16 protein-coding genes are annotated in these 26,697 nt (G+C 67.3%); 12 read left to right on the forward strand and 4 right to left on the reverse strand.

Translation table 11 applies throughout. The features are described from left to right. Positions 1-43: 43 nt before the first annotated feature. The 4 genes from KTR40_RS06165 to KTR40_RS06180 form a co-directional block, all read right to left on the reverse strand. A complete protein-coding gene (locus KTR40_RS06165) occupies positions 44-1,501 on the reverse strand; it encodes a dicarboxylate/amino acid:cation symporter (RefSeq protein ID WP_228405618.1) in 1,458 nt (485 codons plus the stop codon). 181 nt (positions 1,502-1,682) lie between these two features. Beyond that, the gene (locus KTR40_RS06170; RefSeq protein WP_139028591.1) at positions 1,683-3,365 is read right to left on the reverse strand and encodes a DUF885 domain-containing protein; all 1,683 of its coding nucleotides are present in this window, start codon (positions 3,363-3,365) and stop codon (positions 1,683-1,685) included. 41 nt (positions 3,366-3,406) lie between these two features. Continuing rightward, entirely contained in the window at positions 3,407-3,643 is a 237-nt protein-coding gene (locus KTR40_RS06175) for an acyl-CoA carboxylase subunit epsilon (protein WP_139028592.1), read from the reverse strand. After that, on the reverse strand, positions 3,640-5,223 hold the full coding sequence (locus tag KTR40_RS06180; RefSeq protein WP_228405619.1) for an acyl-CoA carboxylase subunit beta: 1,584 nt from the start codon (positions 5,221-5,223) through the stop codon (positions 3,640-3,642). Before KTR40_RS06180 ends, KTR40_RS06175 begins: the two co-directional genes overlap by 4 nt. A 222-nt stretch (positions 5,224-5,445) precedes the next feature. Between KTR40_RS06180 and KTR40_RS06185 the strand changes: the two genes are divergently transcribed. The 12 genes from KTR40_RS06185 (at position 5,446) to KTR40_RS06240 (ending at position 26,655) form a co-directional block, all read left to right on the forward strand. Next, the gene (locus KTR40_RS06185) at positions 5,446-6,333 is read left to right on the forward strand and encodes an NAD(P)-dependent oxidoreductase (RefSeq protein ID WP_139028594.1); all 888 of its coding nucleotides are present in this window, start codon (positions 5,446-5,448) and stop codon (positions 6,331-6,333) included. An 80-nt stretch (positions 6,334-6,413) separates the two neighbouring features. Continuing rightward, on the forward strand, positions 6,414-7,322 hold the full coding sequence (locus KTR40_RS06190; RefSeq protein WP_228405620.1) for a biotin--[acetyl-CoA-carboxylase] ligase: 909 nt from the start codon (positions 6,414-6,416) through the stop codon (positions 7,320-7,322). Continuing rightward, a complete protein-coding gene (locus KTR40_RS06195; RefSeq protein ID WP_139028596.1) occupies positions 7,315-7,914 on the forward strand; it encodes a PH domain-containing protein in 600 nt (199 codons plus the stop codon). The genes KTR40_RS06190 and KTR40_RS06195 overlap by 8 nt, the downstream gene beginning before the upstream one ends. Next, entirely contained in the window at positions 7,904-9,028 is a 1,125-nt protein-coding gene (locus tag KTR40_RS06200; protein WP_228405621.1) for an adenylate/guanylate cyclase domain-containing protein, read from the forward strand. Before KTR40_RS06195 ends, KTR40_RS06200 begins: the two co-directional genes overlap by 11 nt. A gap of 317 nt (positions 9,029-9,345) precedes the next feature. Further along, positions 9,346-15,468: an Ig-like domain-containing protein gene (locus KTR40_RS06205; protein WP_228405622.1), complete on the forward strand. Its 6,123-nt coding sequence runs from the start codon at positions 9,346-9,348 to the stop codon at positions 15,466-15,468. A gap of 79 nt (positions 15,469-15,547) precedes the next feature. Continuing rightward, complete coding sequence (locus KTR40_RS06210; RefSeq protein ID WP_139028599.1) at positions 15,548-16,519, forward strand: MoxR family ATPase; 972 nt, start codon at positions 15,548-15,550, stop codon at positions 16,517-16,519. A gap of 49 nt (positions 16,520-16,568) precedes the next feature. Beyond that, positions 16,569-17,900 carry a DUF58 domain-containing protein gene (locus tag KTR40_RS06215; protein ID WP_228405623.1) on the forward strand — a complete coding sequence of 444 codons (1,332 nt, stop codon included), beginning with the start codon at positions 16,569-16,571 and terminating at the stop codon, positions 17,898-17,900. After that, entirely contained in the window at positions 17,897-20,542 is a 2,646-nt protein-coding gene (locus KTR40_RS06220; protein ID WP_228405624.1) for a transglutaminase domain-containing protein, read from the forward strand. The genes KTR40_RS06215 and KTR40_RS06220 overlap by 4 nt, the downstream gene beginning before the upstream one ends. Continuing rightward, on the forward strand, positions 20,539-22,164 hold the full coding sequence (locus tag KTR40_RS06225) for an RDD family protein (protein ID WP_228405625.1): 1,626 nt from the start codon (positions 20,539-20,541) through the stop codon (positions 22,162-22,164). Before KTR40_RS06220 ends, KTR40_RS06225 begins: the two co-directional genes overlap by 4 nt. Continuing rightward, positions 22,161-23,084: a PP2C family serine/threonine-protein phosphatase gene (locus tag KTR40_RS06230; RefSeq protein WP_139028602.1), complete on the forward strand. Its 924-nt coding sequence runs from the start codon at positions 22,161-22,163 to the stop codon at positions 23,082-23,084. Before KTR40_RS06225 ends, KTR40_RS06230 begins: the two co-directional genes overlap by 4 nt. Next, entirely contained in the window at positions 23,081-24,934 is a 1,854-nt protein-coding gene (locus tag KTR40_RS06235) for an FHA domain-containing protein (protein WP_228405626.1), read from the forward strand. Before KTR40_RS06230 ends, KTR40_RS06235 begins: the two co-directional genes overlap by 4 nt. Next, positions 24,931-26,655 carry a serine/threonine-protein kinase gene (locus KTR40_RS06240; RefSeq protein WP_228405627.1) on the forward strand — a complete coding sequence of 575 codons (1,725 nt, stop codon included), beginning with the start codon at positions 24,931-24,933 and terminating at the stop codon, positions 26,653-26,655. Before KTR40_RS06235 ends, KTR40_RS06240 begins: the two co-directional genes overlap by 4 nt. Positions 26,656-26,697: the final 42 nt, after the last annotated feature.

Genomic DNA, 26,697 nt, shown 5'->3' on the forward strand with positions numbered 1-26,697 from the left:
CCCGGGGACTTCCCTGTGTGGTGCGCTGGGTGGGCGGGGGCCCTTAGGCCTTCGCGTCCGCCAGTTCACGCGATGCGGTATCCGTGGAGGTCCCGTCGGAAGGGGCAGTGGTGCCGGCGTTGGCAGCATCGACGTCGACAGTATCGTCCACGAAGGGCGTGCCGTTACGGGGAGCGTTGTACAGCTGCTCGTCGAGGATGCCCTGGCGCTTGGCCACGATGGTGGGGACCAGTGCCTGGCCTGCCACGTTCACGGCGGTGCGGCCCATGTCCAGGATGGGATCGATCGCCAGGAGGAGTCCGACGCCGGCCAGCGGCAGTCCCAGCGTGGACAGCGTCAGGGTGAGCATCACCACGGCGCCGGTGGTTCCGGCGGTGGCGGCGGACCCCAGGACGGACACCAGGGCGATCAGCAGGTACTGGCTGAAGTCCAGCTGGATGCCGAAGAACTGGGCCACGAAGATCGCCGAGATTGCAGGGTAGATGGCCGCGCAGCCGTCCATCTTGGTGGTGGCGCCCAGCGGGACGGCGAAGGAGGCGTAGGCGCGGGGGACGCCCAGGCTGCGTTCGGTGACGCGCTGGGTCAGCGGCAGCGTTCCCACGGAGGAGCGGGAAACGAAGGCCAGCTGCACGGCGGGCCACACGCCGGAGAAGTACTGCTTGACGGAGAGGCCGTGGGTGCGGACCAGGATGGGGTAGACAGCGAAGAGCACCAGGGCGAGGCCCACGTAGATGGCGAAGGTGAACTTGCCGAGGGACCCGATGGTGTCCCAGCCGTACACCGCCACGGCGTTGCCGATCAGGCCCACGGTGCCCAGCGGTGCGATGCGGATGATCCACCAGAGCACCTTCTGGATGACGGCCAGGGCGGAGGCGTTCAGGTTCAGGAACGGCTCGGCAGCCTTGCCCACCTTGAGGGCGGCAACACCGACGGCGATGGCAATCACCAGGATCTGGAGCACGTTGAAGCTGACGGAGGTGGTGACCGCGCCGGACTCGGCGACGGTGGAGCTGGCGCCCAGTCCCAGGAAGTTCTTGGGGAACAGGCCCACCAGGAACGCCCACCAGTCACCGGACTTGCCGGAGTACTTGGCTTCCCCGGTGATGCCCGTGTTGGCGCCGGGCTGCAGGAGGACGCCCAGCCCGATGCCGATCAGCACGGCGATCAGGGAGGTGATGGCGAACCAAAGGAGCGTGTTCCAGGCCAGCTTCGCGGCGTTGGACACCTGGCGGAGGTTGGAGATGGAGCTGACAACCGCGGTGAAGATCAGGGGTACGACGGCGGTCTGCAGCAGGGATACATAGCTGGAGCCGATGGTCTGCAGCGTGGCGCCAAGGCCGTTGGGGCTGGCCTTGGTGCTGCCGGTGTACTTGGCCAGCAGGCCGAGGCCCAGGCCCACGATGAGGGCGGCAATGATCTGGACGCCGAACGAGCCGGCCCACTTGGGCAGCTGGAAGCCGGTCTTCCCCGCGGGGGATGGGGTGCTTGTCTGAGTGCTCACCTGAACACGCTAAAGCCACCCCGCATACCACGTCGAAAGAACATTGAGAAATATTACGCGCCTCCAGTTTCATGCAGACCCAAACAACCCCGAGAAACCAAGGGTCCCAGCCGGCTATGTTACTTATTCCCGGCCAAGGTGTGCTTAATGTCTCGCAGATAGCGGCCGCGGAGCTGGCATATCAGAGCAGTGCCCGCCGGAGGGTGTCCAGTCCGACAGAGCCGACATTGAGTGCGTTTGTGTGGAACTCTTTGAGGTCGAAGCCGGGCCGGGACTCGAGTTCGGCGCGGATCTGTTCCCAGAGGCGCTGGCCTACCTTGTAGGAGGGTGCCTGGCCGGGCCAGCCCAGGTAGCGGGTGAACTCGAATTTCAGCTGGCCTTCGCTGATGGGCAGGTTCTGTTTCAGGAATTGGTAGCCCTTGTCCGCGGTCCAGGTGCCGGAGCCCCAGCGTTCGGGGACCTCGAGTTCAAGGTGGACGCCGATGTCGAACACGACGCGGGCGGCGCGCATCCGCTGCATGTCCAGCATGCCCATGTGGTCGCCGGGATCGTCCAGGTAGCCAAGTTCCTGCATCAGCTTCTCGGCGTACAGTGCCCAGCCTTCGCCGTGGCCGGAGGTCCAGCACACGTTGCGCCGCCACTTGTTCAGCAGTTCCCGGCGGTAGGTGGCGGTGGCCACCTGGAGGTGGTGGCCGGGGACGCCCTCATGGTAGACGGTGGTGGTCTCGGCCCAGGTGGTGAAGGTGTCCTCGCCGGCGGGGACGGACCACCACATGCGGCCCGGGCGGCTGAAATCGTCGGACGGGCCGGTGTAGTAGATGCCTCCTTCGTCCGTGGGGGCGATGAGGCATTCGAGCTTCTTCATGACGTCGGGGATGTCGAAATGGACGCCGGCAAGCTCGGCCACCGCTTTGTCGGACAGTTCCTGCATCCACTCCCGCAGGGCTTCCTTTCCCTTCAGCTGGCGGGCGGGGTCGTTGTTCAGGATTTCCTTGGCCTCGGCGATCGTGGCGCCGGCCTTGATGGTGTGGGCTACCTGTTCCTGCTGGGCGATAAGCCGGTCAAGTTCCTCCACGCCCCAGGCGTAGGTTTCCTCCAGGTCCACGGTGGCCCCGAGGAAGGAGCGGGAGGCCAGGGCGTAGCGGGACCGTCCCACGGCATCCTTCTCGGGCGCGGCGGGGAGCAGCTCTGTGCGGAGGAAGCCGGCCAGTCCGGCGTAGGCGCTGCGGGCGGCGGCAGCACCGGCGTCGAGCTCTTCCTGGAGGGCGGCAGGCAGGGGGCCGGCGGCGGTGGCTGCTCCGGCAGCCAGCTTCGCGAAGAACCCGTCCTCCGCGGCGTACTTGGTGACCTGCTCAATGACGGTGTTCACTTGGCGGGCGGCGGCGACCCGGCCGGCGTCCTTCGCCTCCCGCAGGGATTCGGTGTAGCCGCTGATGGCGCCCGGAACATTGTGGGCGCGGCCGGCAATGTGCTGCCAGTCCTGCTCCGTCTCCGTGGGCATGAGGTCGAAGATCGCACGGATGTCCTGCGCAGGGGACGCAATATTGTTCAGGTCCGCGTAATCCCAGCCGGACGCGTGGATCAGCAGCTGCAGGCCCAGCCGCTCCCGCATGGCGTCCAGCGTGACGGAGTCAACGTCGTCCTCCGGTTCGAGGCCTTCGAGGTCGGTCAGGGCCTTCCGTGCTGCCTCGGCGAATCCGGCAATGCCGGCGGGGGAAAAGTCCTGGTATTCGGTTTCGTGGCCGGGAACGCCAAGGGTGGTGGCGAAGGACGGATTGAGCCTGATGAGCGTCTCGGTGTAGTCATCTGCGACGGCGTCGATGCGGGTATGCGGGCGGGCGGCAGGAGAAGTGTCTGTAGTCACATCACGAGACTAATCGCCCGGCTGCGAAAGATCAGTCCTTTTCAGCCGCGGCTTCGTTTCCACGCTCCGGGGCCGGGGGTGGGGTCCAGCCTGAGCTGCTGGCGGCGGACCCAGTGCCGCACCGGCGGCTTGTCCGCGTCCGCCTGTTCGGCGCCGCCCAGGGAAAGTACGACGGCGGTCAGCGCCGCCAGTTCCTCGGCGGTCGGCTGCCCTTTGACGACGGACAGCAGGGGTTCGGCGGGTGCCTGGATCTCTTCGGGCTGGCGGGTGGGGATCACAGCGGGATGTTCCCATGCTTCTTGGCGGGGAGGCTGGCACGCTTGTCGCGCAGGGCACGCAGGCCCTTGATGATCTGCAGCCGGGTCTCGGACGGGGCGATGACGGCGTCGACGTAGCCGAGCTCCGCTGCCCGGTAGGGGTTGAGGAGCTCTTCCTCGTACTGCCGGATGACTTCGGCGCGCCGTGCCTCGACGTCGCCGCCGGCCTCGGCAACTGCAGCGAGGTCGCGGCGGTACAGGATGTTGACGGCGCCTTGGGCGCCCATCACGCCGATCTGGGCGGTGGGCCAGGCCAGGTTGAGGTCGGCGCCGAGTTTCTTCGAACCCATCACGATGTAGGCTCCGCCGTAGGCCTTGCGGGTGATCACGGTGAGCTTGGGAACGGTTGCCTCAGCGTAGGCGTAGAGGAGTTTGGCGCCGCGCCGGATGATGCCCTGGAATTCCTGGTCCTTGCCGGGCAGGAAGCCGGGAACGTCCACCAGCGTGATGATGGGGATGTTGAACGCGTCGCAGTGGCGCACGAACCGGGCAGCCTTCTCCGAGGCGGCAATGTCCAGGGTGCCGGCGAACTGCAGGGGCTGGTTGGCGACGATGCCCACCGTGTGGCCCTCCACCCGGCCGTAGCCGATCATCACGTTCGGCGCGTAGAGGGCCTGCATCTCCAGGAAGTGGCCGTCGTCCACGATCTGCTCAACCACGGTACGCATGTCGTAGGGCTGGTTGGCGGAATCGGGGACCAGCGCGTCCAGGGCGAGGTCGTCGTCGTCGAGCTCCAATTCCTGCGTGTGCTCCAGGACGGGCGCCTCCGAAAGGTTGTTGGACGGCAGGAAGTCCAGCAGCTCGCGGACGAACTCGATGGCGTCCGCCTCGTCGGAGGCCAGGTAGGTGGAGGTGCCCGTGGTGGCGTTGTGCTGCCGGGCTCCACCGAGGGTCTCCATGTCCACGTCCTCGCCGGTGACCGTCTTGATGACGTCCGGTCCGGTGATGAACATGTGGGAGGTCTTGTCCACCATCACCACGTAGTCGGTGAGCGCGGGGGAGTACGCGGCGCCACCGGCCGACGGGCCCATGATGAGCGAAATCTGGGGGACCACGCCGGAGGCATGGACGTTGTTGCGGAAGATGTCCGCGAACATGGCCAGGGAGGCAACGCCTTCCTGGATGCGTGCTCCGCCGCCGTCCAGGATGCCCACGACGGGGCAGCCGTTGCGCAGCGCAAACTCCTGCACCTTGACGATCTTTTCGCCGTTGACCTGGCTGAGGGAGCCGCCGTAGACCGAGAAATCCTGGCTGTACACGGCCACGAGGCGCCCGTCCACGGTGCCGTAACCGGAAACCAGGCCATCGCCGAGCGGTTTCTTCTTTTCCATGCCGAACGCGGTGGAGCGGTGTACGGCAAGGGCGTCGAACTCGACGAAGGAGTCTTCGTCCAGGAGGAGGGCGATGCGCTCGCGGGCGGTGTTCTTGCCGCGCGCATGCTGTTTCTCGATGGCTTCAGGGCCGGAGGGCTGTTCTGCACGTGCCTGGCGGTCGCGGAAATCGGCGATCTTTCCCGCTGTCGTTGTCAGATCGTGGCTCATCAAGTGTCTCCGGCTCTGTAGCAGATTGATTCTGTGGTGCTGTGAATGCTGCGGGCTGTGGCGCTGTGGATTAAGTAGCTTCCACACAAAAGGCGAACCCTGCTGGCAAGTCTAGTGACGCTTCCGGCGGCGGCGGCTGTAGGGAACCTACAATTTTCTGCGCCGCCATCAGCAGCAGCCCGATGTTACTTGCCGGTAACTTAGTTGGGTTACAGTGGTGCCATGACTTCGAGCAATGACGCTTCCCCTGTCTCCGGCGGACCCTACCAGGCTGCCGGTTCACTCCAGGGAAGGACCATCCTTATCTCCGGCGGGAGCAGGGGGATCGGCCTGGCAATCGCACTGCGCGCGGCGCGGGACGGCGCCAACATCGTGCTGATGGCCAAGACGGGGGAGCCGCACCCCAAGCTGGCCGGGACTGTCCATACAGCCGCCCAGGAACTGGTGGAGGCGGGCGGACAGGCGCTTCCCCTCGTGGGTGACGTGCGCAATGACGACGACGTGGCGCGGGCCGTGGCGGCTGCCGTGGAGCGGTTCGGCGGTATCGATGCCGTCATCAACAACGCTTCCGCAATTGATCTTTCCCGGACCGATGACGTGGACATGAAAAAGTACGACCTCATGCAGGACATCAATGTCCGCGGCACGTTCCTGATGTCCAAGCTGGCGCTCCCGGCACTCCGGGCCTCGGACCAGGGCCACATCCTCACGCTCTCGCCGCCGCTGAACCTCGATCCCCGGTGGGCCGGGAAGCACCTGGCCTACACGATGGCAAAGTATGGGATGAGCCTTACCACCCTCGGCCTTGCAGAGGAGCTGAAAGCCGACGGCATCCGGGTGAATTCGCTGTGGCCGCGCACCCTCATCGATACCGCCGCCATCAGGAACATGCCGCACGGGGACACGATCGTCCAGGCGGCCCGGGGAGCGGAGATCATGGCGGACGCAGCCCATGCCGTGCTGACGGGCTGCAACCTCACGGACGGCGGCCGGCCAAGCGGCAATTTCTACACGGATGAAGAGGTGCTCACGGCAGCGGGGGTCACTGACTTCCGCCCGTACAGCCTTGGTGCTCCCGAAGACCAGCTGGTGCCGGACATTTTCCTGTAGCCCCCGCCGTCGTCCGCCAGGGTTCCGGCGGGCCTGCTCAACGGGCAGCCAGGGCCTGGCGGTGTCGGTAGAGTTTAGCTATGGATGACGCACATGCCCCCGGCACGCCACTGGACCGGAGGGCCCTCGCGGACCAGGACTTTCTGTCCGCGGCCGGCATCCCGCGGCTCGAGGTGGTTGACTCCACCGGTTCCACCAACGCCGATCTCCTCCGGTCTGTCACCGTGGAGCCTGCGGCGTGGCCGGACATGTCCGTGCTGACCGCGGAGTACCAGACGGCGGCCCGAGGCCGCCTGGACAGGCGCTGGGAGGCGCCGCCCCTGAGCTCCGTCTCCGTTTCCGTTGTCCTGCGGCCGGCGAACGCCGAAGGAAGGCCGCTTCCCACCCAGAGCTATTCCTGGCTGTCCCTCATCGGCGCCCTGGCGCTGCGGGAAACCCTGCTGGAAACCGCCGGCCTGCCCGCAGAGTTGAAATGGCCCAACGACGTCCTGGTGCGCGGAAAGAAGATCGCGGGAATCCTGGCGCAGCTGGGTCCGATGGGGGACGGCTCCGTGCCTCCTGTCATCCTGGGAACCGGCCTGAACGTCACCCTGCAGGAGGCCGAACTCCCGGTCCCCACGGCCACCTCCGTGGTGCTGGAATCGCCGCGCACTGCGGACCGGACGGAACTGCTGAAGAGCTACCTGCTTCACTTTGCCGTGCTCTACCGGGGTTTCTGCAACGCCGACGGCGACCCGGCGGCGGGCCTGGCAGGCGGCCAGTCACTGCATAAGCGCGTGGAAGGCGTTATGACCACCCTCGGCAAGCAGGTGCGGGCGCAGTTGCCGGGCGACCACGAAATCATCGGCCACGCATCCCGCCTCGACGAGTACGGATCGCTGCTGGTGGTGGACCGGGAGTCCAGGGAGCACGTGGTGACGGCCGGTGACGTGGTGCATCTGCGTCCGTGGAATTCCCCGGACGCTTCCGGCCAGGGCGGTTATGCGTAAAGACCTCGTTCCGGGCGAGCAGGTGATTGTCACCACCCGCCCGCAGCCGAGGAAGCTGGCCGGGGCAGCCGCAGCCTTCATCTTTTCACCGGCACTAGCCGCGTTCGCTTCCGCCTGGGCCACGCGCGGGGAAGCGGCAAGGCTCATTCCAGCCCTGGCTCCGCGGTGGACCCCGTGGCTGGTGGCCGGCTTAGTCCTGGCGGTGGCGGGGGTCTGGCTGGGTTACTGCCTGCCGCGGCTGCTGCGCTGGCAGGGCACCAGGTACACGCTCACCAGCCGGCGGCTTGTTGCCCGCTCCGGCATCCTGCGGCGGCGGGACCAGCAGGTGAACCTTGCTTCGGTGCGCAACCTGACTGTCCACGAATCGGTACTTCAGCGCCTGTTGCGTTCCGGGAATATATCCTTGGAAACCGGGTATCAGGGCGTGGTGACATTCCAGGACGTGCCGGAGGTTGCCAGGTTCCGGGACTTCATCCTTGATGCCATTGAGGAATTGCCCGACGAACGTGACGGCCAAGCCGGCGGAACCATGGATGGTCCAGCCGGAGCATTGCCATGGGAGCTGAGAGAAGGTGGACGGGATGAACGATGAGGACCAGCAGGAGAGCGTGGACTCCATCACAGCCCCGCCAGCTATCGATTCCCACCCCGCCACCGGCACGATGTCCGCCGAGCGGCTTGCAATGAAGGCCCTGGAGGCCCGGCTGCTGGGCGGCGAACGCAAGCTCCGGCGCCGTGAAGTCGCCGCCGGAGCCGGGTTGTCGCTGCTGTCCGCGCGCAAACTGTGGCGTGCCCTCGGTTTCCCCAACTTCGGCGATGAGGACGTGGCGTTCACCGAACGCGACCAGGAGGCACTCTCCACAGTGGTGGACCTTGTCCGCTCGGGGAAGCTGACTGAGGAGGCCGCCATCTCCATCACCCGTTCCATCGGGCAGATGACGGACCGGATGGTGGTGTGGCAGATCGAAGCCCTCGTGGAAGACATGGTCCACGAACAGGGCGTCACCGACGCCGTAGCCCGCAAGCGCCTGGTCAACGAACTTCCCGGTCTGGTGGATGCGCTCGAGGAAATCCTGGTCTACTCCTGGCGGCGCCAGCTCAATGCAGGCGTCCAGCGGCTCGCCGTCCGGGCCGAAGCAGGCCTGCAGGCCAGCGAAGAGGGCCGGGAGGGCGACGAAGACGATGCGCCGCTGCCGCTTGCCCGTGCCGTAGGTTTCGCTGACCTGGTTTCGTACACCAGCCTGTCCCGCCGGATGAACGAGAAAACACTGGCCCGGCTGGTCCAGCGCTTCGAAAACAAGTGCGCGGAGATTATTTCCGTGGGCGGCGGCCGGCTGGTGAAGACCGTCGGCGACGAAGTTCTCTACATCGCCGAAACTCCTGCCGCCGGCGCCGAGATCTCACTGGCCCTGGCGCAGGCCTTCACCGAGGACGAGATCCTTCCCGAAGCGCGGGTGGCCATGGTGTGGGGAAGGATTTTGTCCAGGCTCGGTGACATCTATGGACCCACCGTAAACCTGGCCGCGCGCCTCACCACCCTTGCGGATCCGGGCACCGTGCTGGTGGACTCAATGACCGCCTCGGCCCTGGAACACGATGAACGTTTCGTGCTGGAGCCACAGCCGCCCGAAAACGTCCGCGGCTTCGGCGAAATCCGCCCCGTCCGGCTGGGGCGCGGGCTGGGCAAGGGCCTGGTGGTGGACTAGCAGGGACGCCGTGCACGCGGAGGACCTTCGCGGGCAAACAGTTTATCCAGTTGTTGGTCTATCACGGTACAGTTGGTGCGGCGGCAATGCTGAACCTCTGGTGTGGGTAGGGCTCCCCATCGCGGCAGGAAGCGCCGGTAGGTAAGCTTGCCACCGGACAAACGCTGCCTCGCCCGGGTCCCTGCGCCCGGGCCCGGCGTGCCAACAATGTCAGGTCTCTGTTGCTCCCACCGGGGGCGGCGAAAAATCAAGGGCCGGGTAGCACCCCTGGCCTGTCAGCTGCCTGCGGCAGCGGTAAGTCGGGGGATAGTAACGCTGTGACAACTCTGCTGGGGAAGCTGGGACTGAAAAGGCGCCATAAAAAACTCGTCACGGGCACTGCCTTCAGTGCCGCCGTCGCTGTCCTGGTCACCGGTGCCGTGCTGTATCCGGGGTTCAAGACCACCGAGGTGGAGCTGAACGACGGCGGCGTGTGGGTGGTGTCCAAGTCCAAGAATGCGGTGGGCCGGCTGAATTATCCCTCCCGTGTCCTTGATGGGGCGGTGACGCCTGCGTCCACAACGTTCGACATCCTGCAGGACGCCGGTGATGTCTTTGTTGATGACGAGACGGGTTCAACGCTGAACCAGGTCTCGCCAGCGAACATGCGGCTGGGCGGGGACAAGCAGCTGCCCGGGTCCGCGGACGTCAGTTTTGGTTCCGAGGTCATTTCCGTGACGGACGCGGCGTCGGGCAAGGTGTGGGCGGTGTCTCCGTCCACTATTAACGGTTTTGACGAGGAAGCGTCCGAGCCGGTGATGGTGGGTTCGGAGGGGATTGTCTCGGCGGTTGGGGATGATGACCGGATCTATTCCGCGGACCCCAAGTCCGGTGCCGTGACGGTAACGGAGGTTGACGCCAGTGGCGGGGTGGTTTCATCCGAGTCGGAGACCTGGGCGGAGCTGAAGGGTTCGGGGGATCTCCAGATCACGGTGGTGGGGGACAAACCCGTGGTCCTGGACGCCGCTGCCGGGAGGCTGTTCCTGCCGGGCGGGAAACACGTTCAGCTGGAGAATGCCCGGGAGGCGAAGCTGCAGCAGGGCGGTCCGGGCAGCAGCTTTGTGGCCGTTTCCACACAGAAGGCGCTGCTGAAGCAGCCGTTGGATGGTTCCGCGGCGAAGGCGGTGGCGTTCGACGGCGAGGGTGTGCCGGCTGCCCCCGTCCAGTTGGGCGGGTGCGTCCATGCGGCGTGGTCCGGGGCGAACAAGTATGTGCGGGACTGCGTCAATGACGGTGATGACAAGAACGTGGACGTGCCCAAGGCCAGTGCCTCGCCGTCGTATGTTTTTCGGGTGAACCGGGACCTGGTGGTCCTGAATGACGTGAACTCGGGCAATGTGTGGCTGGTGAACCAGAACATGCAGCTGGTCAACAACTGGGACGACGTCATCCCGCCCAAGAACGAGTCCGACGAGCAGGACCAGGAATCCGCGGACAACAACACCGTCAATATCCTGCCGGACCGCACCAAGCCCAACCGTCCGCCGGAAACCAAGCCCGACGCCGTCGGCGTGCGGCCTGGCCGCACTACCATCCTCAGTGTCCTGGACAACGATTCGGACCCCGACGGCGATGTCCTCACTGCCGCCGTCGGCAATTCCGGACCCCAGGCCGGCAGCCTTGAGAACATCTACGGCGGCACGGCTTTCCAGGTCTCCGTTCCGGCCGGCGCGAAGCCCGGGACGGAAACGTTCAGCTACAGCGCTTCCGACGGCCGCGGCCTTTCCGCAACCGGGCAGGTCACGCTGACTGTGGTGGCCCCCGAGGAGAACAAGCCGCCCCAGTTCAAGCGCGGCGACAACACCACCATGCTCGTGGAACAGGGCAAAACCGTCAGCCAGAACATCCTCACGGACTGGATCGACCCCGACGGCGACGACCTGGTCCTCCTCGACGCCAAGGCCGACAACGACCAGGACCAGGTCAAGGTCCGCCGCGACGGCCTGCTGACCTTCCAGGACTCCGGCGCGACAGCCGGCAAGAAGGCCGTGGAGGTGACCATCTGGGACGGCCGGACCACTGTCACCGGAAAAGTGGTGGTCAACGTCCAGCCCCCCGGAGCCCTCGCACCGGTAGTCAATGCCGACCATGTCACGGCCGTGGTGGGGCAGGACCTCGTCATCTCGCCCCTCAAGAACGACGTCGATCCCAACGGCGGCGCCCTCCGGCTGGCCCAGGTGGAAGCCAGCGGCCCGGCAGAGCTGGGGCCCGTGACCGACGGCGGCACCTTCACGTTCCGGAGCACCACCCCCGGTCCTGTCTACCTCACGTACATTGCCAGCAACGGGCCGCAAAGCAGCCAGGGGCTGATCCGCGTCGACGTCGAATCCGGGGATGAAACCGGCGATCCCGTGGCCGTCCATGACGTAGCGCTCATGCCAACCGGCGGAAGCGTGCTGGTGGACCCGCTGGCCAATGATTCCGACCCCTCCGGAGGAGTCCTGGTGCTGCAGTCAGTGAAGCTGCCGGAAAACTCCACGGCGTCGGTGAGCGTGATCAACCACAGCGTCCTGCGGATCACCGACATCCTGGGTACCAAGGACCCGATCCTCTTCGAATACACCATGTCCAACGGCAAGAAGTCGGCCACCGGCAGCGTCTCGGTAGTGCCCGTCCCGGCCCCCGCGGTCCTGGAAGCACCCCAGCCCAAGCCCGACGAAGTGAACGTCCGGGTCAACGACGTCGTCACCATCCCCGTGCTCGAGAACGACACCCACCCGCAGGGCCAGGAACTCACTGTGGACCCGGTCCTGCCGCAGGGTGTTGATCCGGTGGACGGCAAGGGCTTCGTCTCGGAAAACACGCTCCGGTTCATTGCCGGACCGCAGCCCAAGACCGTCCGGGCGATCTATAACGCCGTGGATCCGCAGGGCCAAAAGAGTGCCGCCGCGGTGACCATCCACATCCTTCCGCTGGAGGGGGCCGAGAACTCACGCCCGCAGCCGCGCAATCTGACGGCGCGCGTCGTGGCCGCGGGCACGGTCCGGATTCCGGTGCCGCTCGGCGGCATCGATCCCGACGGCGACTCCGTCCAGCTGACCGGCATCGACAGCACGCCCGCCATGGGCATGGCCACCGTGGGCAGCAACTTCATCGACTTCACCGCTGCCGGTGACGGCGCCGGAACAGACACGTTCCGCTACAAAGTGGTGGACCGGCAGGGCGCCGTCAACACCGGCACCGTCACCGTGGGCATCGCACCCCGCGGCGACGTCAACCAGAAGCCCACCCCCGTGGACGACGAGGTAAGGGTCCGCCCGGGCCGCCAGATCGCCGTCGACGCCGCCGGCAACGACACCGATCCCGATGGCGACCTCATCCGCATCCTCACCGATGGCATCGAGGCCGACGCCGCGCTGCAGGCCACCGTGAGCAAAACCAGCGGCCGCATTATCCTGCTGGCGCCCGCGGAAGCCGGGACCGTCAATGTGCGCTACACCATCGCCGATGACCGGGACGCTTCCGCCCAGGCCGCCATCCGTGTGGTGGTGGACAACGAGGTTCCGCTCAAGGCGCCCATCGCCCGTGACGACAGGGTGACGTCCGCCCAGACCATGGGGAAAACCGCTGTTGACGTCCCCGTCCTGAAGAACGATGAGGATCCGGACGGCGTGGGAGAGAACCTCAAGATCAGCACCGAAGCCACCACCGCCCGGCCAGGGACAGACGGCACCATGATCGTGGACCTCACAGAGCAGCCCCAGCTCATCCCCTACACCGTGGAGGACGTGGACGGACAGCAGTCGACGGCGGTGATCTGGGTACCGGGACTCGGCCAGCAGGTGCCCACCCTGGCCAAGGACGAAGTGCTGGAGGTTGTTGCCGGCCAGTCCGTGGACGTTGGCCTGGATGAGTGGGTCAAGGTCCGGGAGGGCCGCTCGCCGCGGCTCACCCAGGTAGACCGCATCAAGCTCATTGGTGCCGACGGCAGCAACCCCGTGACCGGCGACGGCACGGGGCTCAAGTACACCGCCGGCGCGGACTATGTGGGACCGGGCTCGCTGACCTTCGAGGTGACCGACGGAACCGGCCCGGACGATCCGGCCGGCCTGAAGTCCACCCTCAGCATCCGCACCAAGGTGCTGCCGGATCCGAACAAGAACAACCCTCCGGAACTGCTGGGCGCAAACCTGGACGTGCCCAAGGGCGACTCCGCCAGCACCGACCTGGGCAAGCTGACCGCGGACCCGGACCGGGACGACGTCGACAAGATGAAGTACGAGCTGGTGGGAGGCGCACCGGCAGGCTTCAACGCAAGCATCGACGGCAGGACCCTCAAGGTTTCCGCGGCCGACTCAAGCGGCGCCGGGACCACGGCCGCCGTCCAGGTCAAAGCTACGGATCCCCACGGGCTCGAAGCCACGGCCACCTACCAGCTGAGGGTGACTGCCTCGAACCGGCCGAAGCCAGTGGCCAACGACGACGTGCAGGACAATGTTGCCGCCGGTAAGCCCGTGACGGTCAACGTGCTCGCCAACGACGCCAACCCCTTCCCGGAAAGTGCGCTGAAGATTATCGCGGCGGCAGCCGAAACCGGCAGCGGCAACGTGGACGTAAACGGTGATTCCATAACGGTCACACCGGCCCCGGGGTTCACCGGCACCATGGTGGTGTCCTACACGGTGGCCGACAAGACGGGCGATGACTCCCGCAATGCCACGGCCCGGATCCGGCTCACCGTCAAGGACAAACCCCAGACTCCCACCACCCCGCAGGCCCAGAGTGTTGGCGACCAGACGGCGCTGCTGAACTGGACGGCGCCGGCAGACCGCGGCTCGGCGATCACCAAGTACACCGTGTACGGAGAAGGCGGGTTCCGGCAGGACTGCCCGGCCAACACCTGCACCCTCAACGGACTGGCCAACAACACGAAGTACCACTTCCAGGTCACGGCCACGAACGAGTTTGGCGAGTCGGACCGCTCGCCTGCGTCGGCCGAAGTGCGTCCGGATGTGAAGCCCGATACCCCGTTGGCACCATCGCTGAAGTTCGGCGACAAGGAGTTGTCCATCAACTGGACCGCACCGGCCAGCAAGGGCTCCCCGGTGAAGTCCTACGACCTGGAAATTTCGCCGCCTCCCGCCGGCCAGAACGCACAGATCCAGGGACTGACGTCCGTCAGCTACGTCTGGAAGGGCCTGCAGAACGGCGTGTCCTACAAGGTGCGGGTCCTGGCCCGCAATGACGCCAAGGAACCGTCCGAATGGAGCCCGTACTCGGCAGCCGAGGTGCCGGCTGGAGTTCCGGCCACACCCGCGGCACCGTCTGCTGCGCAGGCGGGTTCAGTGGGTTCACAGAGCCAGCTGAAGGTGAGTTGGACTGCGCCGAGCAACAATGGCGACGCCGTCTCGGCCTACACCCTGACCACCCTCCGCGGCGGAGCCGCGGTGTCCACCCAGCAGGTGGCCGGCACCTCGCAGAACGTGACGGTGGACAACTCGGAAACCAACTACACCTTCACGGTATCTGCCACCAACAAGGCGGGCACCAGCGGGACGAGTCCCCAGTCGGCGGCCATCCGGGCTGCCGGGAAGCCCGGCCAGGTCAGCGGCGGAACGGTGGCGGACACAGGGAACAGCGGGCAGCTCAAGGTCACCTTCACGCCCCTGACGGAAGCCCAGCGCAACGGTTCCACGGCGAGCGAGATCGCCTACTCCTACCGCGCTTCGAACGGCCAGGCCGGGCCCATCAATGCCCCCGGCGGCAACATCAACGGGCTTCCCAACGGCCAGGACATCACTATCAACATCATTGCCACGTCCACCAAGAACAATGTGTCCGGCGACGCCAAGGCCATCGGGAGCGGGAACCCGTACGGCCCGGCCAACGCGCCCAACGTTAACGGCGGCACCTCACCGAAGGGCGATGGCCAGGTCCATTGGACCTGGAACAACCCCAACACCAACGGCCGCCCGCTTAACCACTACGAGGTCAGCATGGACGGCGGCGGCTGGCAGAACGTCGGGAAGGCGACCAGCTTCGACGCCGGCGCCGGCGGATGGAGCCAGAGCCACAGGTTGCGCGTCCGTGCCGTGACCGTGGTGGACGGCGCCATTGGCGGACCTGCGACGTCCACCTCCGGCGCCGATCCGACGCCTCCTCCGGCGCCCACCAAGGTCCGGGTGGAAGCTTCGACCGTCAACAGCTGCCCCGGAAAGCCGGGAGTTCCGGACAGATACAGCAACGTCAACGGAGATGCCCGTTGCGGTTCCAGCGACGCGAACTGGGTTTCCTTCTCGGACGGCTGGATCGACAGCGCCTGCTGGATGAACATCTACGGTTCACCCGAATCCGATCCGGGCTATTACAAGTGGTACCGCATGGATGGCGGCCCCTGGCCCGGCTGGTACGTCAAGCGCGCAACCATCGATATCAGCGGGCCGGACGTTCCCCGATGCTGACCGTCCAAGCACGCCCGCCAGTTCCGCCCCGCCCAGCCAGCAGCTTCAACACCAGCAGCTTCAACAAAGGACTTACATCATGACCATGACCACCGAGCAGGCCGCGTGGTTTGCAGGCACCTTCGAAAAACTCGTTGCTAATGTGGGGCAGGCCGTCCTGGGCAAGGAGCACGTCATCCGGCTGACCTTCACCGCCATGCTCGCCGAAGGCCATGTGCTCTTCGAGGACGCTCCCGGCACCGGCAAGACCTCCCTCGCCCGCGCCCTGGCCGCCACCGTGCAGGGATCCAACAACCGGATCCAGTTCACCCCGGACCTGCTGCCGTCGGATGTCACCGGTGTGACCATCTACGACCAGAAGACGCAGAAGTTCGAGTTCCACAAGGGCCCTATCTTCAACAACATCGTCCTGGCCGATGAAATCAACCGCGCCTCGCCGAAGACCCAGTCGGCGCTGCTGGAGGTCATGGAGGAATCCCGGGTCACGGTTGACGGCGTCACCTACGAGGCCGGACGCCCGTTCATGGTGATGGCCACGCAGAACCCCATCGAGCAGGCAGGCACCTACCGCCTGCCGGAGGCTCAGCTGGACCGCTTCCTGATCAAGACCTCCATCGGCTACCCGGACCACGCCTCCACGGTCCGGCTGCTGGGCGGCTCCAACCTGAAGGACCGGTCCCAGGAACTCTCCGCCGTCATCACCACCCAGGCCGTCGCCGACATGGCTGACCTGGCCGCCACGGTGCATGTGGACACCGCCGTGCTCGAATACATCTCGCGGCTCTGCGAGGAGACCCGCACTGCCCCCGAGACCCGGCTGGGCGTCTCGGTGCGCGGGGCCCTGGCCATGGTCCGGGCAGCAAAGGTCTGGGCGGCCGGGCAGGGGCGGAACTTCGTCCTCCCGGATGACATCAAGGAACTTGCCCCCGTGGTGTGGACCCACCGGTTCGTCATGGATCCGGAAGCGGAGTTCTCCGGAGCCACGGCGGAAGCTGTCCTGGTGCGGATCCTGGCGGACGTCGCAGCTCCCCAGCAGCGCGCCAGCGCCTGACGGTCCGGCACGGACCCCACCACTTCCACGCAACAACGAAGGCACACATATGTCCACCGGCACCCCGTTGACCCGGCTCGCGGAGCGTCTCAAGCGACCCTTCCACAGGGACGGCCGGCCTACGCAGCTGCACCCGTCGGCCGTCTGGGCCGAGGCGCGGAACACTGGAGCCATGGCGCTGGCGCCAGCCTGGCGTACAGCCCGGACTGCCTGGCTGAAGTACCCCCGGCCCGTGCTGTCCATCGTCAGCGTCCTGGGCTGGTCCGTTTTGGCTGCCGCCATCCTCCTTTGGACCGCCGGGCAGGCGTTCGGCTGGCAGGAGGCAAAGGCGGCGGCAATCGCGGCCTTCGTGATGTTCGTGATCGCCGTGGCTTTCGTCCTGGGCCGTTCGTCCTACGGAGTGGTCCTGGACCTCGCCCGCACCCGGGTGGCGGTGGGGGACAGCGCCGTAGGCAGCATCGCCGTGTCCAATACCTCTGCCAGGCCCCTGCTGCCGGCAGCGCTGGAACTTCCGGTGGGCAGCGTCACTGCGGTATTCCACCTGCCCCGCATGAAGCCGCAGCAGGTCCACGAGGACCTCTTCACCATCCCCACCGCACGCCGTGCAGTGATCGTCGTGGGACCCGTCCGGTCGGTCCGAGCCGACCCGCTGCACCTGCTGCGCCGGCAGGTCCTGTGGACAGAGCCGGAAGACTTGTTCGTCCATCCGCGCACGGTGGCCCTGGCCGGCTCGGCCGCAGGCTTCATCCGCGACCTGGAAGGAATGCCCACCACGGACCTGTCCAGCGCGGACGTCTCCTTCCACGCGCTCCGCGACTACGTGCCGGGGGACGACCGCCGGCACATCCACTGGAAAACCACCGCGCGGACCAACAAGCTCATGGTGCGCCAGTTCGAGGAAACACGCCGCGCCCACCTGGCCATCTCGCTGTCCATCAACACCGACGAGTACGCCTCGGAAGGCGAATTCGAAATGGCCATCTCCGCAGCCGCATCGATCGGCCGACAGGCCATCCGCGAGCAGCGTGAGCTGGACGTCCTCACCCAGAAAGGCCCCCTGCGCTGTGAAACCGGGCGGAACATGCTCGATGACATGACCCGGATTGTGGGTTCTCCCATGCGTCGCACCGCCGTCGACCTCGCCAGGACCCTGGCGGACACCGTCCCCAACGCCTCCGTGGTCTTCTTCGTGGTGGGCAGCAACGTCACTGCCACCCAGTTGCGCTCCGCGGCCGCATCCGTGCCGCCGGGCGTCCGCAGCCTCGCGGTCCGGGTGGAAGCCGGCGCCTCGCCTGGCCGCGCGAACATCGCCGACCTCACGGTGCTGACGCTCGGCGACCTGGACGATCTTGCCATAGTACTGAGAAAGGCCGCAGCATGACCTCCACGGAAGGCATGCGCCCGCGCAGCACGCGTCCCCGGGCCACGCGCCCACGCAGTGGACCGCGTGGCACCAACCGTGGCGGGCCCGGCAGCAACCGCAACCAGGCCGCCTCCGGCTTCGCCGACGGGCAGCCGTCCTGGCACTTCCTCCTGGACGCCGCTGCCCTGACGGTGCTGCTGGGGCTGGGCCTGCTCGGCTTCGGCCTCAGCTTCGGCGGCGACCCGTACTACCTGTTCTCCGGCTTCGGCGGCATCCTCCTGGGCCTGGCCATCGGCGCGCTCAACGCACACCTGCGGCTCGGACTGCTCATCACCACCGCAATCGTCCTCGGCGCGTACCTGGTCCTGGGCACGGTGCTGGCTGTGCCCGACGCCGCCGTCGCGGGTTTTGTCCCCACCCTGGATTCCCTCCGGACCCTGCTCCTGGGGGTCGTGTTCGCCTGGAAGGACATGCTGACCGTCGGAGTTCCCGTGGGCACGGCAGGCGGGGTGCTGATCGTTCCGTTCCTGAGCTCCCTGGTCACCGCCCTGGCAGCCGGTGTCCTGACGTGGCGCCTTCGAAGCCCCTACTTTCCGCTCCTGCCGGTGCTGGTCCTGTTCGTTACCGGAATCGCCTTCAGCACCAACGCCGCCTTCCTCACCCTCGAGCGCGGTATTGGACTTACGGTCCTGGGCATCGCCTGGGCGACCTTCCGCCGGGATGCCCTCAGGAAGAACTCCACGCGAAAGGTGGCCGTCAACAATCCGCAGACGGACACCGCCACCGCGCAGCGGGCGAAGGTCCGCAGGTTGGGAATGGCCGCCGGCGTCATCGCCGTCAGCGTGGCCGTTACGGCGCTGTCCGCCCCGCTGGTCACCGCGGGCAATGAGCGCAAAGTGCTCCGGAACGTCGTGGTCCCGCCGTTCGACCCCAAGGACTACATCACGCCGCTGGCCAGTTTCCGTACGTTCGTCAAGGACAAGAAGGACGACACCCTGTTTGTGGTCAAGGGCCTGCCGCGCGACGGCCGGGTCCGGCTGGGGGCCCTTGACGCCTTCAACGGCACCAACTACACCATGGATCCCAACGGCTCGGGCAACTTCAGCAAGGTAGGGGATACCGAGTCCATTAACACCCTCGCAGACACCTCCGGAGTGGTCCCCACCAACGACTACTCCCTCGGCATCAGCATCGAGGACTACCAGGGCTTCTTCGTGCCCGGTGGCCGGAAAACCACGGGGCTGAGCTTTGATGACAGCGCCTCGGCCGCGGCGTCCGGCCTCTACTTCAACTCCGGCACGGATACCGCCGTCACCACCAGCGGGCTCTCCCGCGGCGATTCCTACAAGGTCCAGGTTTCGGATCCGATGAAGCTGGAACACGGGCAGCTGGCGCAATACGACTTCGCGAAACTGTCCCTGCCCGACGCCGCGGAAGTGCCCCCGGTGGTGGGGTCGCAGGCCAATGACCTCTCCACTGACGCGCCCACCGCCATCGACCGGGTCCGCCAGATCGAGGCCCATTTCCAGAAGACCGGGGCGTTCAGCAACGGACTGGTCAGCGAAGGCCAGCTCCCCAGCGTGTCCGGCCACGGGTCAGCCCGGATCAGGAACCTCCTCACGGCAAAGCAGATGCTGGGCGACGACGAGCAGTACGCGGTGGCCATGTCCCTGATGCTCCGCCACCTGGGCATCCCGTCGCGCGTGGTGATGGGCTTCTACCCTGAGCCCACCAGTCCTGAAAACGGAGCGGGTGAAGTCAAGATCACCGGCAAGGACGTTCACGCCTGGGTGGAAGTGGCCTTTGAACGGGTGGGCTGGGTGAGCTTCGATCCGACGCCGCCCAAGGACAACATTCCCATCCCGCCCGATCCGGAAAACAAGTCCAAGCCCAAGCCGCAGGTGCTGCAGCCGCCGCCCCCGCCGCAGGAACCCGCGGATCTTCCGCCGGACTCGTCGCCGGATGCGCTGGATGCGGACCAGAAGAAGGACAACCCGTGGCTCTTCTGGGGTGCCCTGCTGGGTGCGCTGGGCATCGTCCTGATCCCGCTGTCCGTCCTTGCGCTGCCGCTGCTGCTGATCGTCCTTTTGAAATCACGACGCCGGAAGTCACGGTTCAGCGAAGGCCACACTGCGCAGCGCGTGGGAGGCGGCTGGAACGAGGTGGTCAGCCTCGCCACGGACATGGGGGCGGCCGTGGACACCCGCGCCACCCGCCGCGAAAGCGCCGCTGTCCTGGCCGAGGCGTTTCCAGCCGCGGGCGGAACCACCACGATGCTGGCCCGCCGGGCGGATGCATCCATCTTCGGTGCCGGCCAGCCCACCGAGGACGAGGTGCGGGAGTACTGGACGATCGTGGACAGCTCGCTGAAGGAGATGACCTCAACGGCAGGTTTCTGGCAGCGGCAGCAGGCGAGGTTCTCCCCGCGGTCGCTGCTTGCTGACGCGCGCAATGCCCTGACCCGCCGCAACCCCCTGGCGCAGCGGGGCCGGCTGGCTTTGCCGGCCCTGCCGGCTCTCAAGCCGGCCGCCCGCCGTCGTCCTGGCATGGGAGGGGAAGGCTCCGCAGACCCTGCACCCCAGGCTGCGCCGGTGCCGGCGCCGCCAGTGCAGGAGCCGCCAGCGCCGGAACCGCCAAGGCAAGGACCTCAGGCGCCGTGACCGCGGAACTGCAACCGTGCCCCCGCTGCCGGCGGTCCATCCGGGCGGGCGCGGCCTTTTGCACCTCCTGCGGCGCGCCCCTTTCCAACAGGGCGGCGCGCAGCAGCCGCAACCTGCACACCGGCGCCACGGGCAGCGATGCGCCGGCGGTGGCTGTGACTGCCCACCACGCGGCGATTCCCGGTACTATCCCGGTAGTACAAAGCCCTCCGGCGACTCAGGCCGCGGGGTTCGCAAACGCAGGCACCGGGTGGGGGAGCGCCGGCGGTTCCACCGCTCAGACGGGGGCCGTCCCAGGGGGAGGAACGGGAATGGCAGTGAACCTTCAGCTTGTCCCGGCCACGGCCGGCAAGCGGCTTGGTGCTGCCGTCATTGACTGGCTGCCGCCGCTGGCAGTCCTGGTGCTGACGCTCGCCGTCGGTTTTGCCGGGATCACCCGCACCCGCAACGGCCAGTACATCACCTATGACACCGGGTCCCTGGTGCTGTTCGGCGGCATTGGGCTGGGCCTGACGCTGGTGTACCTGTTCGTGGTCATGGGCATTGAAGCGAGGACGGGCAAAACGCCCGGCAACCTGCTGATGGGCATCCGCAGCGCTGACAACGACGGCTACGCGCCCGGCGCCGGGGCAGTCTTCCTCCGGGGACTCATCACCGGTGCCGGCATCCTGGTTGCGCTGCTGGCGGCGGTCCTGGTGGTGGTGTTCCAATGGTTCGGTCCGGCCCTGTTCATCCTCGCGCCCCTGCTCATTGCCGGTTCCGCCTGGGCCGTGCTGGTGGTGGTATCCAACACATGGGACAGGAACGGGCGCCTGCGCGGCTGGCACGACAAAGCGGCCAAAGCCCTCGTGTTCGATGTGAAGGCCGGGCGCGATCCCATCGCCACCGGCGGTATCCAGGGCCCCTACAGCTTTGCTCCGCTGGACCTGCCGCCCGTGCAGCAGGTGCTCTCCCCGGTGGCCGGCGCTGCCCCGGCTTCCCCGCCCCTGCACACGGATGCCCGGCCCGTGCAGGCCCCGCCCGCGCATGCCCCGCCTGTGCATGCCCCGCCTGTGCAGGCCCCGCCTGCGCATGCCCGGCCTGTGCAGGCCCCGCCTGTGCAGACGTCGCCGTCGCAGACCATGCCCTACACCGCGCCTGCGTCCTTCGCACCGCCCTCCCTCACGCCGCCGCCGGCGGCTGCCGCAGGTGCCGCCGTGGTGGCCGGCAGCAGGCAGGGCGGGCAGCACCACGTGGACGACGACGTCGAACGCACCCAGGTGCGCCCGGGCGCAGGCGGGCCCGTGCCTGTCGCCGTCCTCCGGATCCGCATGGACGACGGCCGCGACTTCCAGCTGGACCGCAGTGTCCTGGTGGGCCGTAATCCCGTGGGCCAGTCCGGTGAACAGCATGCCCAACTCCTTGCCGTCGACGACCCCGGCCGTTCCATCTCCAAAACCCACCTCCACCTGCTGACCGACGGCGCCGGGATTTGGGTGACGGACAGGAACTCCACGAATGGCAGCGCCGTGACCACCCCCAACGGTGCCAGGACGCCGCTGGCACCGGGTGTCCCCACTTTTGTTACGCCCGGATCCAGTGTCCACTTCGGAGACCGGACCTTTTACCTAGGACAGGCATGAACCAACAGCCCGCCAGCGTTCCCTCCACCGTCAAGCCGGGCCCCAGCCTGAGCTACGGCTATGGCACGGATCGGGGGCTCCGCCGGGAGCTGAACGAAGATTCCTTCCTTGCTTCCGATCCTGTGTTCGCCGTGGCGGACGGGATGGGCGGCCACGAAGCAGGTGAAGTGGCCAGCGGCATGTGCGTCCGGGCCCTGGCAGGCATGCCGCAGCTCGCCACGGGTGAACGCAGCATCACCGCTGCGGTCCTCCAGCAGTACCTGCTCCGGGCGGACTATTCCATCCGGGAGGCTACGGGCGCCAGGGCAGGGACCACCCTGACCGGTGCAGTGGTGGTGGAACAACTTGGCCTGCCCTACTGGCTGGTCATGAACATCGGCGATTCCCGCACGTACCGCCTCAGCCAGGGACGGTTTGAGCAGATCAGCGTGGACCACTCCGAAGTGCAGGAACTGGTGGATGCGGGCGAGATCACCGCCGAGCAGGCCACGGTCCATCCACGCCGCCACGTTGTCACCCGCGCCCTGGGCACCGGGGACGAGACCGAGGCCGACTACTGGCTGCTCCCCGTGGAGGAAGGCGACCGGGTCCTGGTCTGCTCGGATGGCCTGACCGGCGAAGTGGCCGACGAGGACATCCTGCGCATCCTCAGCACGGCGGGCAACCCGCAGGACGCCGCCGACGCCCTGATCCAGGCTGCGCTGCGGAACGGGGGAAGCGACAACATCACGGTGATTGTGGTTGATGCCCGGAACGTCCTGAACGATGCCGGCGCCGCCACCACCGCACCGCGGCACGATCCGGACGCAGAAGACGCAGACACGCTGCCCCGCTCGCCCGGGAGCCAGGCGGTGACCCAGCCCTTGCCGCAGCAGGATAACGGCGCTTCGACGCACGAGAGCGGGGAAAGCCCACGATGACCGGCACCAGCTACGTTCCGGGCAGCTGGCTGGGCATCCTCCGCTCGCGCACCGCCGTCCTCCTCGGTCCGGACACGCCGCCGGCCACGGCGGGCGCTGTGTGGGAACTCCTCGGAAGCAAACCGGCCGTCCACGAAGTACTCCACGCCGTCACCGGCAGTTCCGGCGGCTCACTCACGCGGATCCCGCCATTCGCCATCCTCGATTTTTCGGGTCCCTTGCGGGTGTTCCTCCGCGGCGACCTCGACCTCGCCGTGGAACTCCCGGACGGCCGGGTGGAACTGGACGGACGGGATGTCACCACCTGGAACGAGCGCCGGTTTGCCCTGCCTGGCGGCTGCCGGATCACCGTCCCGGGGGCCGGTTCCGCATATCCGCCGGAGCTGCCGCTGGGGGAGGGCGTGGTCCTGCTGCAGTCGCTGGCCCTCGGGCTGGGCCCGGCCCAAGCCCAACTGGCGTCCGCACCGGCCGCAGTGGCGGTCGATTCGGCAGGCGTCGTTGATATCAGCGAGGCCGCGCCCGGTGCCGACGAGCTGCGCGGGACAACCATTGTGCCGGAGCCGGAAGCACGCGGGACAACCATCGTGCCGGAACCGGAACCGGAACCGGAACCGGAAGCCTCAGCCGAGACGGTCCTCGCCGTGCCCGACGACGAGGCGCCCGTCCATATGAACGACGGTGCGCATGGCGCCGGGCACGACGATGACGGCCACGTATCCCCAGCAGGCGCCGGTTCCGGGATGGCGGCGGTCGCAGGCATACAGCGGTCCACCGAAACCGCTGAAGCCCGGCCGGCAGACGCGGCAACGGCGGCGAGCGACCAGACCAGCTCCTACGACCACCTGTGGGAGCGGACGGTCATGCGCAGCATCGAAGACGCCGCAGTCCGCGAGGACACAGATGATGCCGGCGCCGGCACACCCGCGGGCAACGGCGCTGCCCCCGCCGGGACTCACGAAGCGGTTGCGGAGGCGGAGGAACACATCGCGATCCCACTCCCCACGCCTGCCGGCGTAGATGCGAAGGAAGCGACGGCGGCCCCGTCCGCCGTCGAACAGGTGCCCGGAACACGCGCGCCGGGGGTGCAGGCGCCCGGAATACACGCGCCTGGAATACCCGCGCCCGGTGTGCCGCCAGCCGGGGTGCTCATCGATTCCGTGCCGTGGAAAAAGGGCACCGGCACCAGCACCACCATCCCAGGAACGGCCGGCGCCGCCGATGCCGCGCCGGCGCCTGCACCCGCGCCTGTCCCGGTAGCTGCGGCCATCCCCGTGTCCCTGCCTGGAAACGTGGCGTTCGACAACGACCATGACGGACAGACGGTCATGAAGGGCAGCATCGGGGCCCCGCAGGCGCAACCCGCCCCGGCTGCGGTTGCAGACCCACACAGTGGGCCCACCGTCCTGGCCCGGGTCTGCAGCCAGGGCCACGCGAATCCGCCCACGCGCGCACAGTGCGCCGCCTGCGGGGCGGGGCTTCATCCGGACGCGGTGCAGGTGCCCCGGCCCCGGCTGGGACGCGTGCGCCTCTCCACCGGTGACCTGCTGGACCTTGACCAGTCCTTGGTCATTGGCAGGCAGCCGTCCGTCTCTCGGGTCCAGGGCGGCATCATGCCCCGGCTGGTCCAGGTGCCGAGCCCTGAGGGCGACATTTCCAGGTCCCACGTGGAGGTCCGGCTGGAGGGCTGGCACGTCATGCTCTGCGACCTCAAAGCCACAAACGGCACCGTCCTGGTGCGCGAAGGCCAGCCGCCCCGCCGCCTGGCGCAGAACGAAATGGCCATCCTGCTGGACGGGGACATCGCTGAGCTTGGCGACAATATCTCGCTGCGTTTTGAGGAGATTCCTTGAGTTCCAAACGGCCTGTAGCGCCGCCGCCCCGCATCCAGGGGTTTACGTATATCAGCCTGCTCGGTTCCGGCGGTTTTTCCGACGTCTACCTGTATGAACAGGACAGGCCCCGCCGCAAGGTGGCCGTCAAGGTGCTGCTCTCGGACCTGAGGACGGAAGGCGCCCGCCGGCGGTTCGAATCCGAAGCCAACCTCATGGCCCAGCTGTCCTCGCACCCCTACATCGTCACCATCTTTGAAGCGGAAGTAACCGACGACGGGCACTCCTACCTGGCCATGGAGTACTGCTCACGGCCCAGCCTGGACGTCCGGTACCGCCGCCAGCGGTTCAGCGTGGACGAGGTCCTGGCCGTGGGCATCCAGGTGGCGTCCGCCGTCGAGACCGCCCATCGCGCCGGAATCGCCCACCGCGACATCAAGCCCGCCAACATCCTGGTGACGGACTACAACCGCCCTGCCTTGACCGACTTTGGCATCTCCGGCACCCTCGCCGGGGACGCCGATGACGACTCCGGCATGTCTATCCCGTGGTCCCCGCCCGAACAGTTCACCGACGGCCAAGTGGACGGTGTGATGGTGGATGTGTGGGCCCTCGGAGCCACGCTCTACACCCTCCTGGCCGGTCGCTCACCGTTTGTCCTGCCCGGAGCGGACAACTCGCAGCGTGAGCTGATCAACCGGATTAGCAATACGCCGCTGCCGCGGCTGGGCCGCGCGGACGTCCCCGAGTCCCTGGAACTGGCGCTCTCGACGGCGATGGCCAAGTCGCCGCGGTCCCGCTATTCCTCCGCGCACGCCTTCGCCCTGGCCCTGCAGCGCATCCAGGCGGAACTCAACCTCTCCGTCACGCCCTTTGAAGTGCTGGAGGAGCCGCACCACGAGGACAGCCAGCCGGACGACGGCGTCGAGGAGACGCGGGTGCGGAGCATCGCGGCAATCGATCCGGAGCGGACGGGCAGCGCGCCCACCTTCCCCGCACGCACTTGGCCCCAAGCCGGTACTGGGCAGGGCGGTGGCGGGCAGGGCGTTGGCGGGCAAGCTCGCGCAGCGGACGCCCCGCCGTCGCTGTATACGCCCGCGCCCGCCTCCGCGGCGCAGGCGGCGCAGCAGCCGCAGGACTGGGCGCATGCCACCGTGCTGCGGGGTGCCGCCGGCGGCGCGCCCATGACCCACGATGACGGAACGGTGTCCCCGAACCGGCTTCGCGGGGACGCTGACGCAGCCGACACGACCATCCACCGGCCAGCAAGGCGGGACGAACCTGCTGCCGACTCTGTGCCCGCCACGGACCACGGAAAACGCAACCTGTGGCTGGCAATCTCGGGCGGCACCCTGCTGGCCCTTGCCGCGGCGGTGGGACTGGTGGTGGCCAACGCCTCGCCCAACAAACCGCAGGCCGTGGAAACCCAGCAGGCCAGCAAGCCGCCGGCCGACGCCCTGGACAACGGGACGGTGCCGGATGTGGAAGGCCTCACGGGAACAGTATCCGGCGACGGCAACGCGTCCTTCACGTGGCTGAACCCGCAGCCCAAAGAGGGTGACACGTACAAATGGCGGGTGTACAGCATCGGGGGCGGCGGCGAATACCAGGCCGTCGCGCAGCCACCGGTCCGTGTCACGGCGAATCCGTCCGGCGAGACCTGCATCCAGGTGATGATCGTGCGCTCGGACGGAGCGTTCTCGCCGCTGGAAGAAGGCTCGATCGCCTGCGCCGGCACATGACCGCGGAAAGCCCTGCAACCAGCTCCGCAACAAGCTCAGTTT

The sequence above is a fragment of the Pseudarthrobacter sp. L1SW genome (genome assembly GCF_020809045.1).
Lineage (GTDB): Bacteria > Actinomycetota > Actinomycetes > Actinomycetales > Micrococcaceae > Arthrobacter.

What these genes read in the sequence shown, in the direction of transcription:
- KTR40_RS06185 (WP_139028594.1), top strand. Translation starts at nt 5,446, where the DNA reads ATGACTTCGAGCAATGACGCTTCCCCTGTCTCCGGCGGACCCTACCAG.
- KTR40_RS06190 (WP_228405620.1), top strand. Translation starts at nt 6,414, where the DNA reads ATGGATGACGCACATGCCCCCGGCACGCCACTGGACCGGAGGGCCCTC.
- KTR40_RS06200 (WP_228405621.1), top strand. Translation starts at nt 7,904, where the DNA reads ATGAACGATGAGGACCAGCAGGAGAGCGTGGACTCCATCACAGCCCCG.
- KTR40_RS06215 (WP_228405623.1), top strand. Translation starts at nt 16,569, where the DNA reads ATGTCCACCGGCACCCCGTTGACCCGGCTCGCGGAGCGTCTCAAGCGA.
- KTR40_RS06220 (WP_228405624.1), top strand. Translation starts at nt 17,897, where the DNA reads ATGACCTCCACGGAAGGCATGCGCCCGCGCAGCACGCGTCCCCGGGCC.
- KTR40_RS06195 (WP_139028596.1), top strand. Translation starts at nt 7,315, where the DNA reads ATGCGTAAAGACCTCGTTCCGGGCGAGCAGGTGATTGTCACCACCCGC.
- KTR40_RS06210 (WP_139028599.1), top strand. Translation starts at nt 15,548, where the DNA reads ATGACCATGACCACCGAGCAGGCCGCGTGGTTTGCAGGCACCTTCGAA.
- KTR40_RS06235 (WP_228405626.1), top strand. Translation starts at nt 23,081, where the DNA reads ATGACCGGCACCAGCTACGTTCCGGGCAGCTGGCTGGGCATCCTCCGC.
- KTR40_RS06180 (WP_228405619.1), bottom strand. Translation starts at nt 5,223, where the DNA reads ATGAGCCACGATCTGACAACGACAGCGGGAAAGATCGCCGATTTCCGC.
- KTR40_RS06230 (WP_139028602.1), top strand. Translation starts at nt 22,161, where the DNA reads ATGAACCAACAGCCCGCCAGCGTTCCCTCCACCGTCAAGCCGGGCCCC.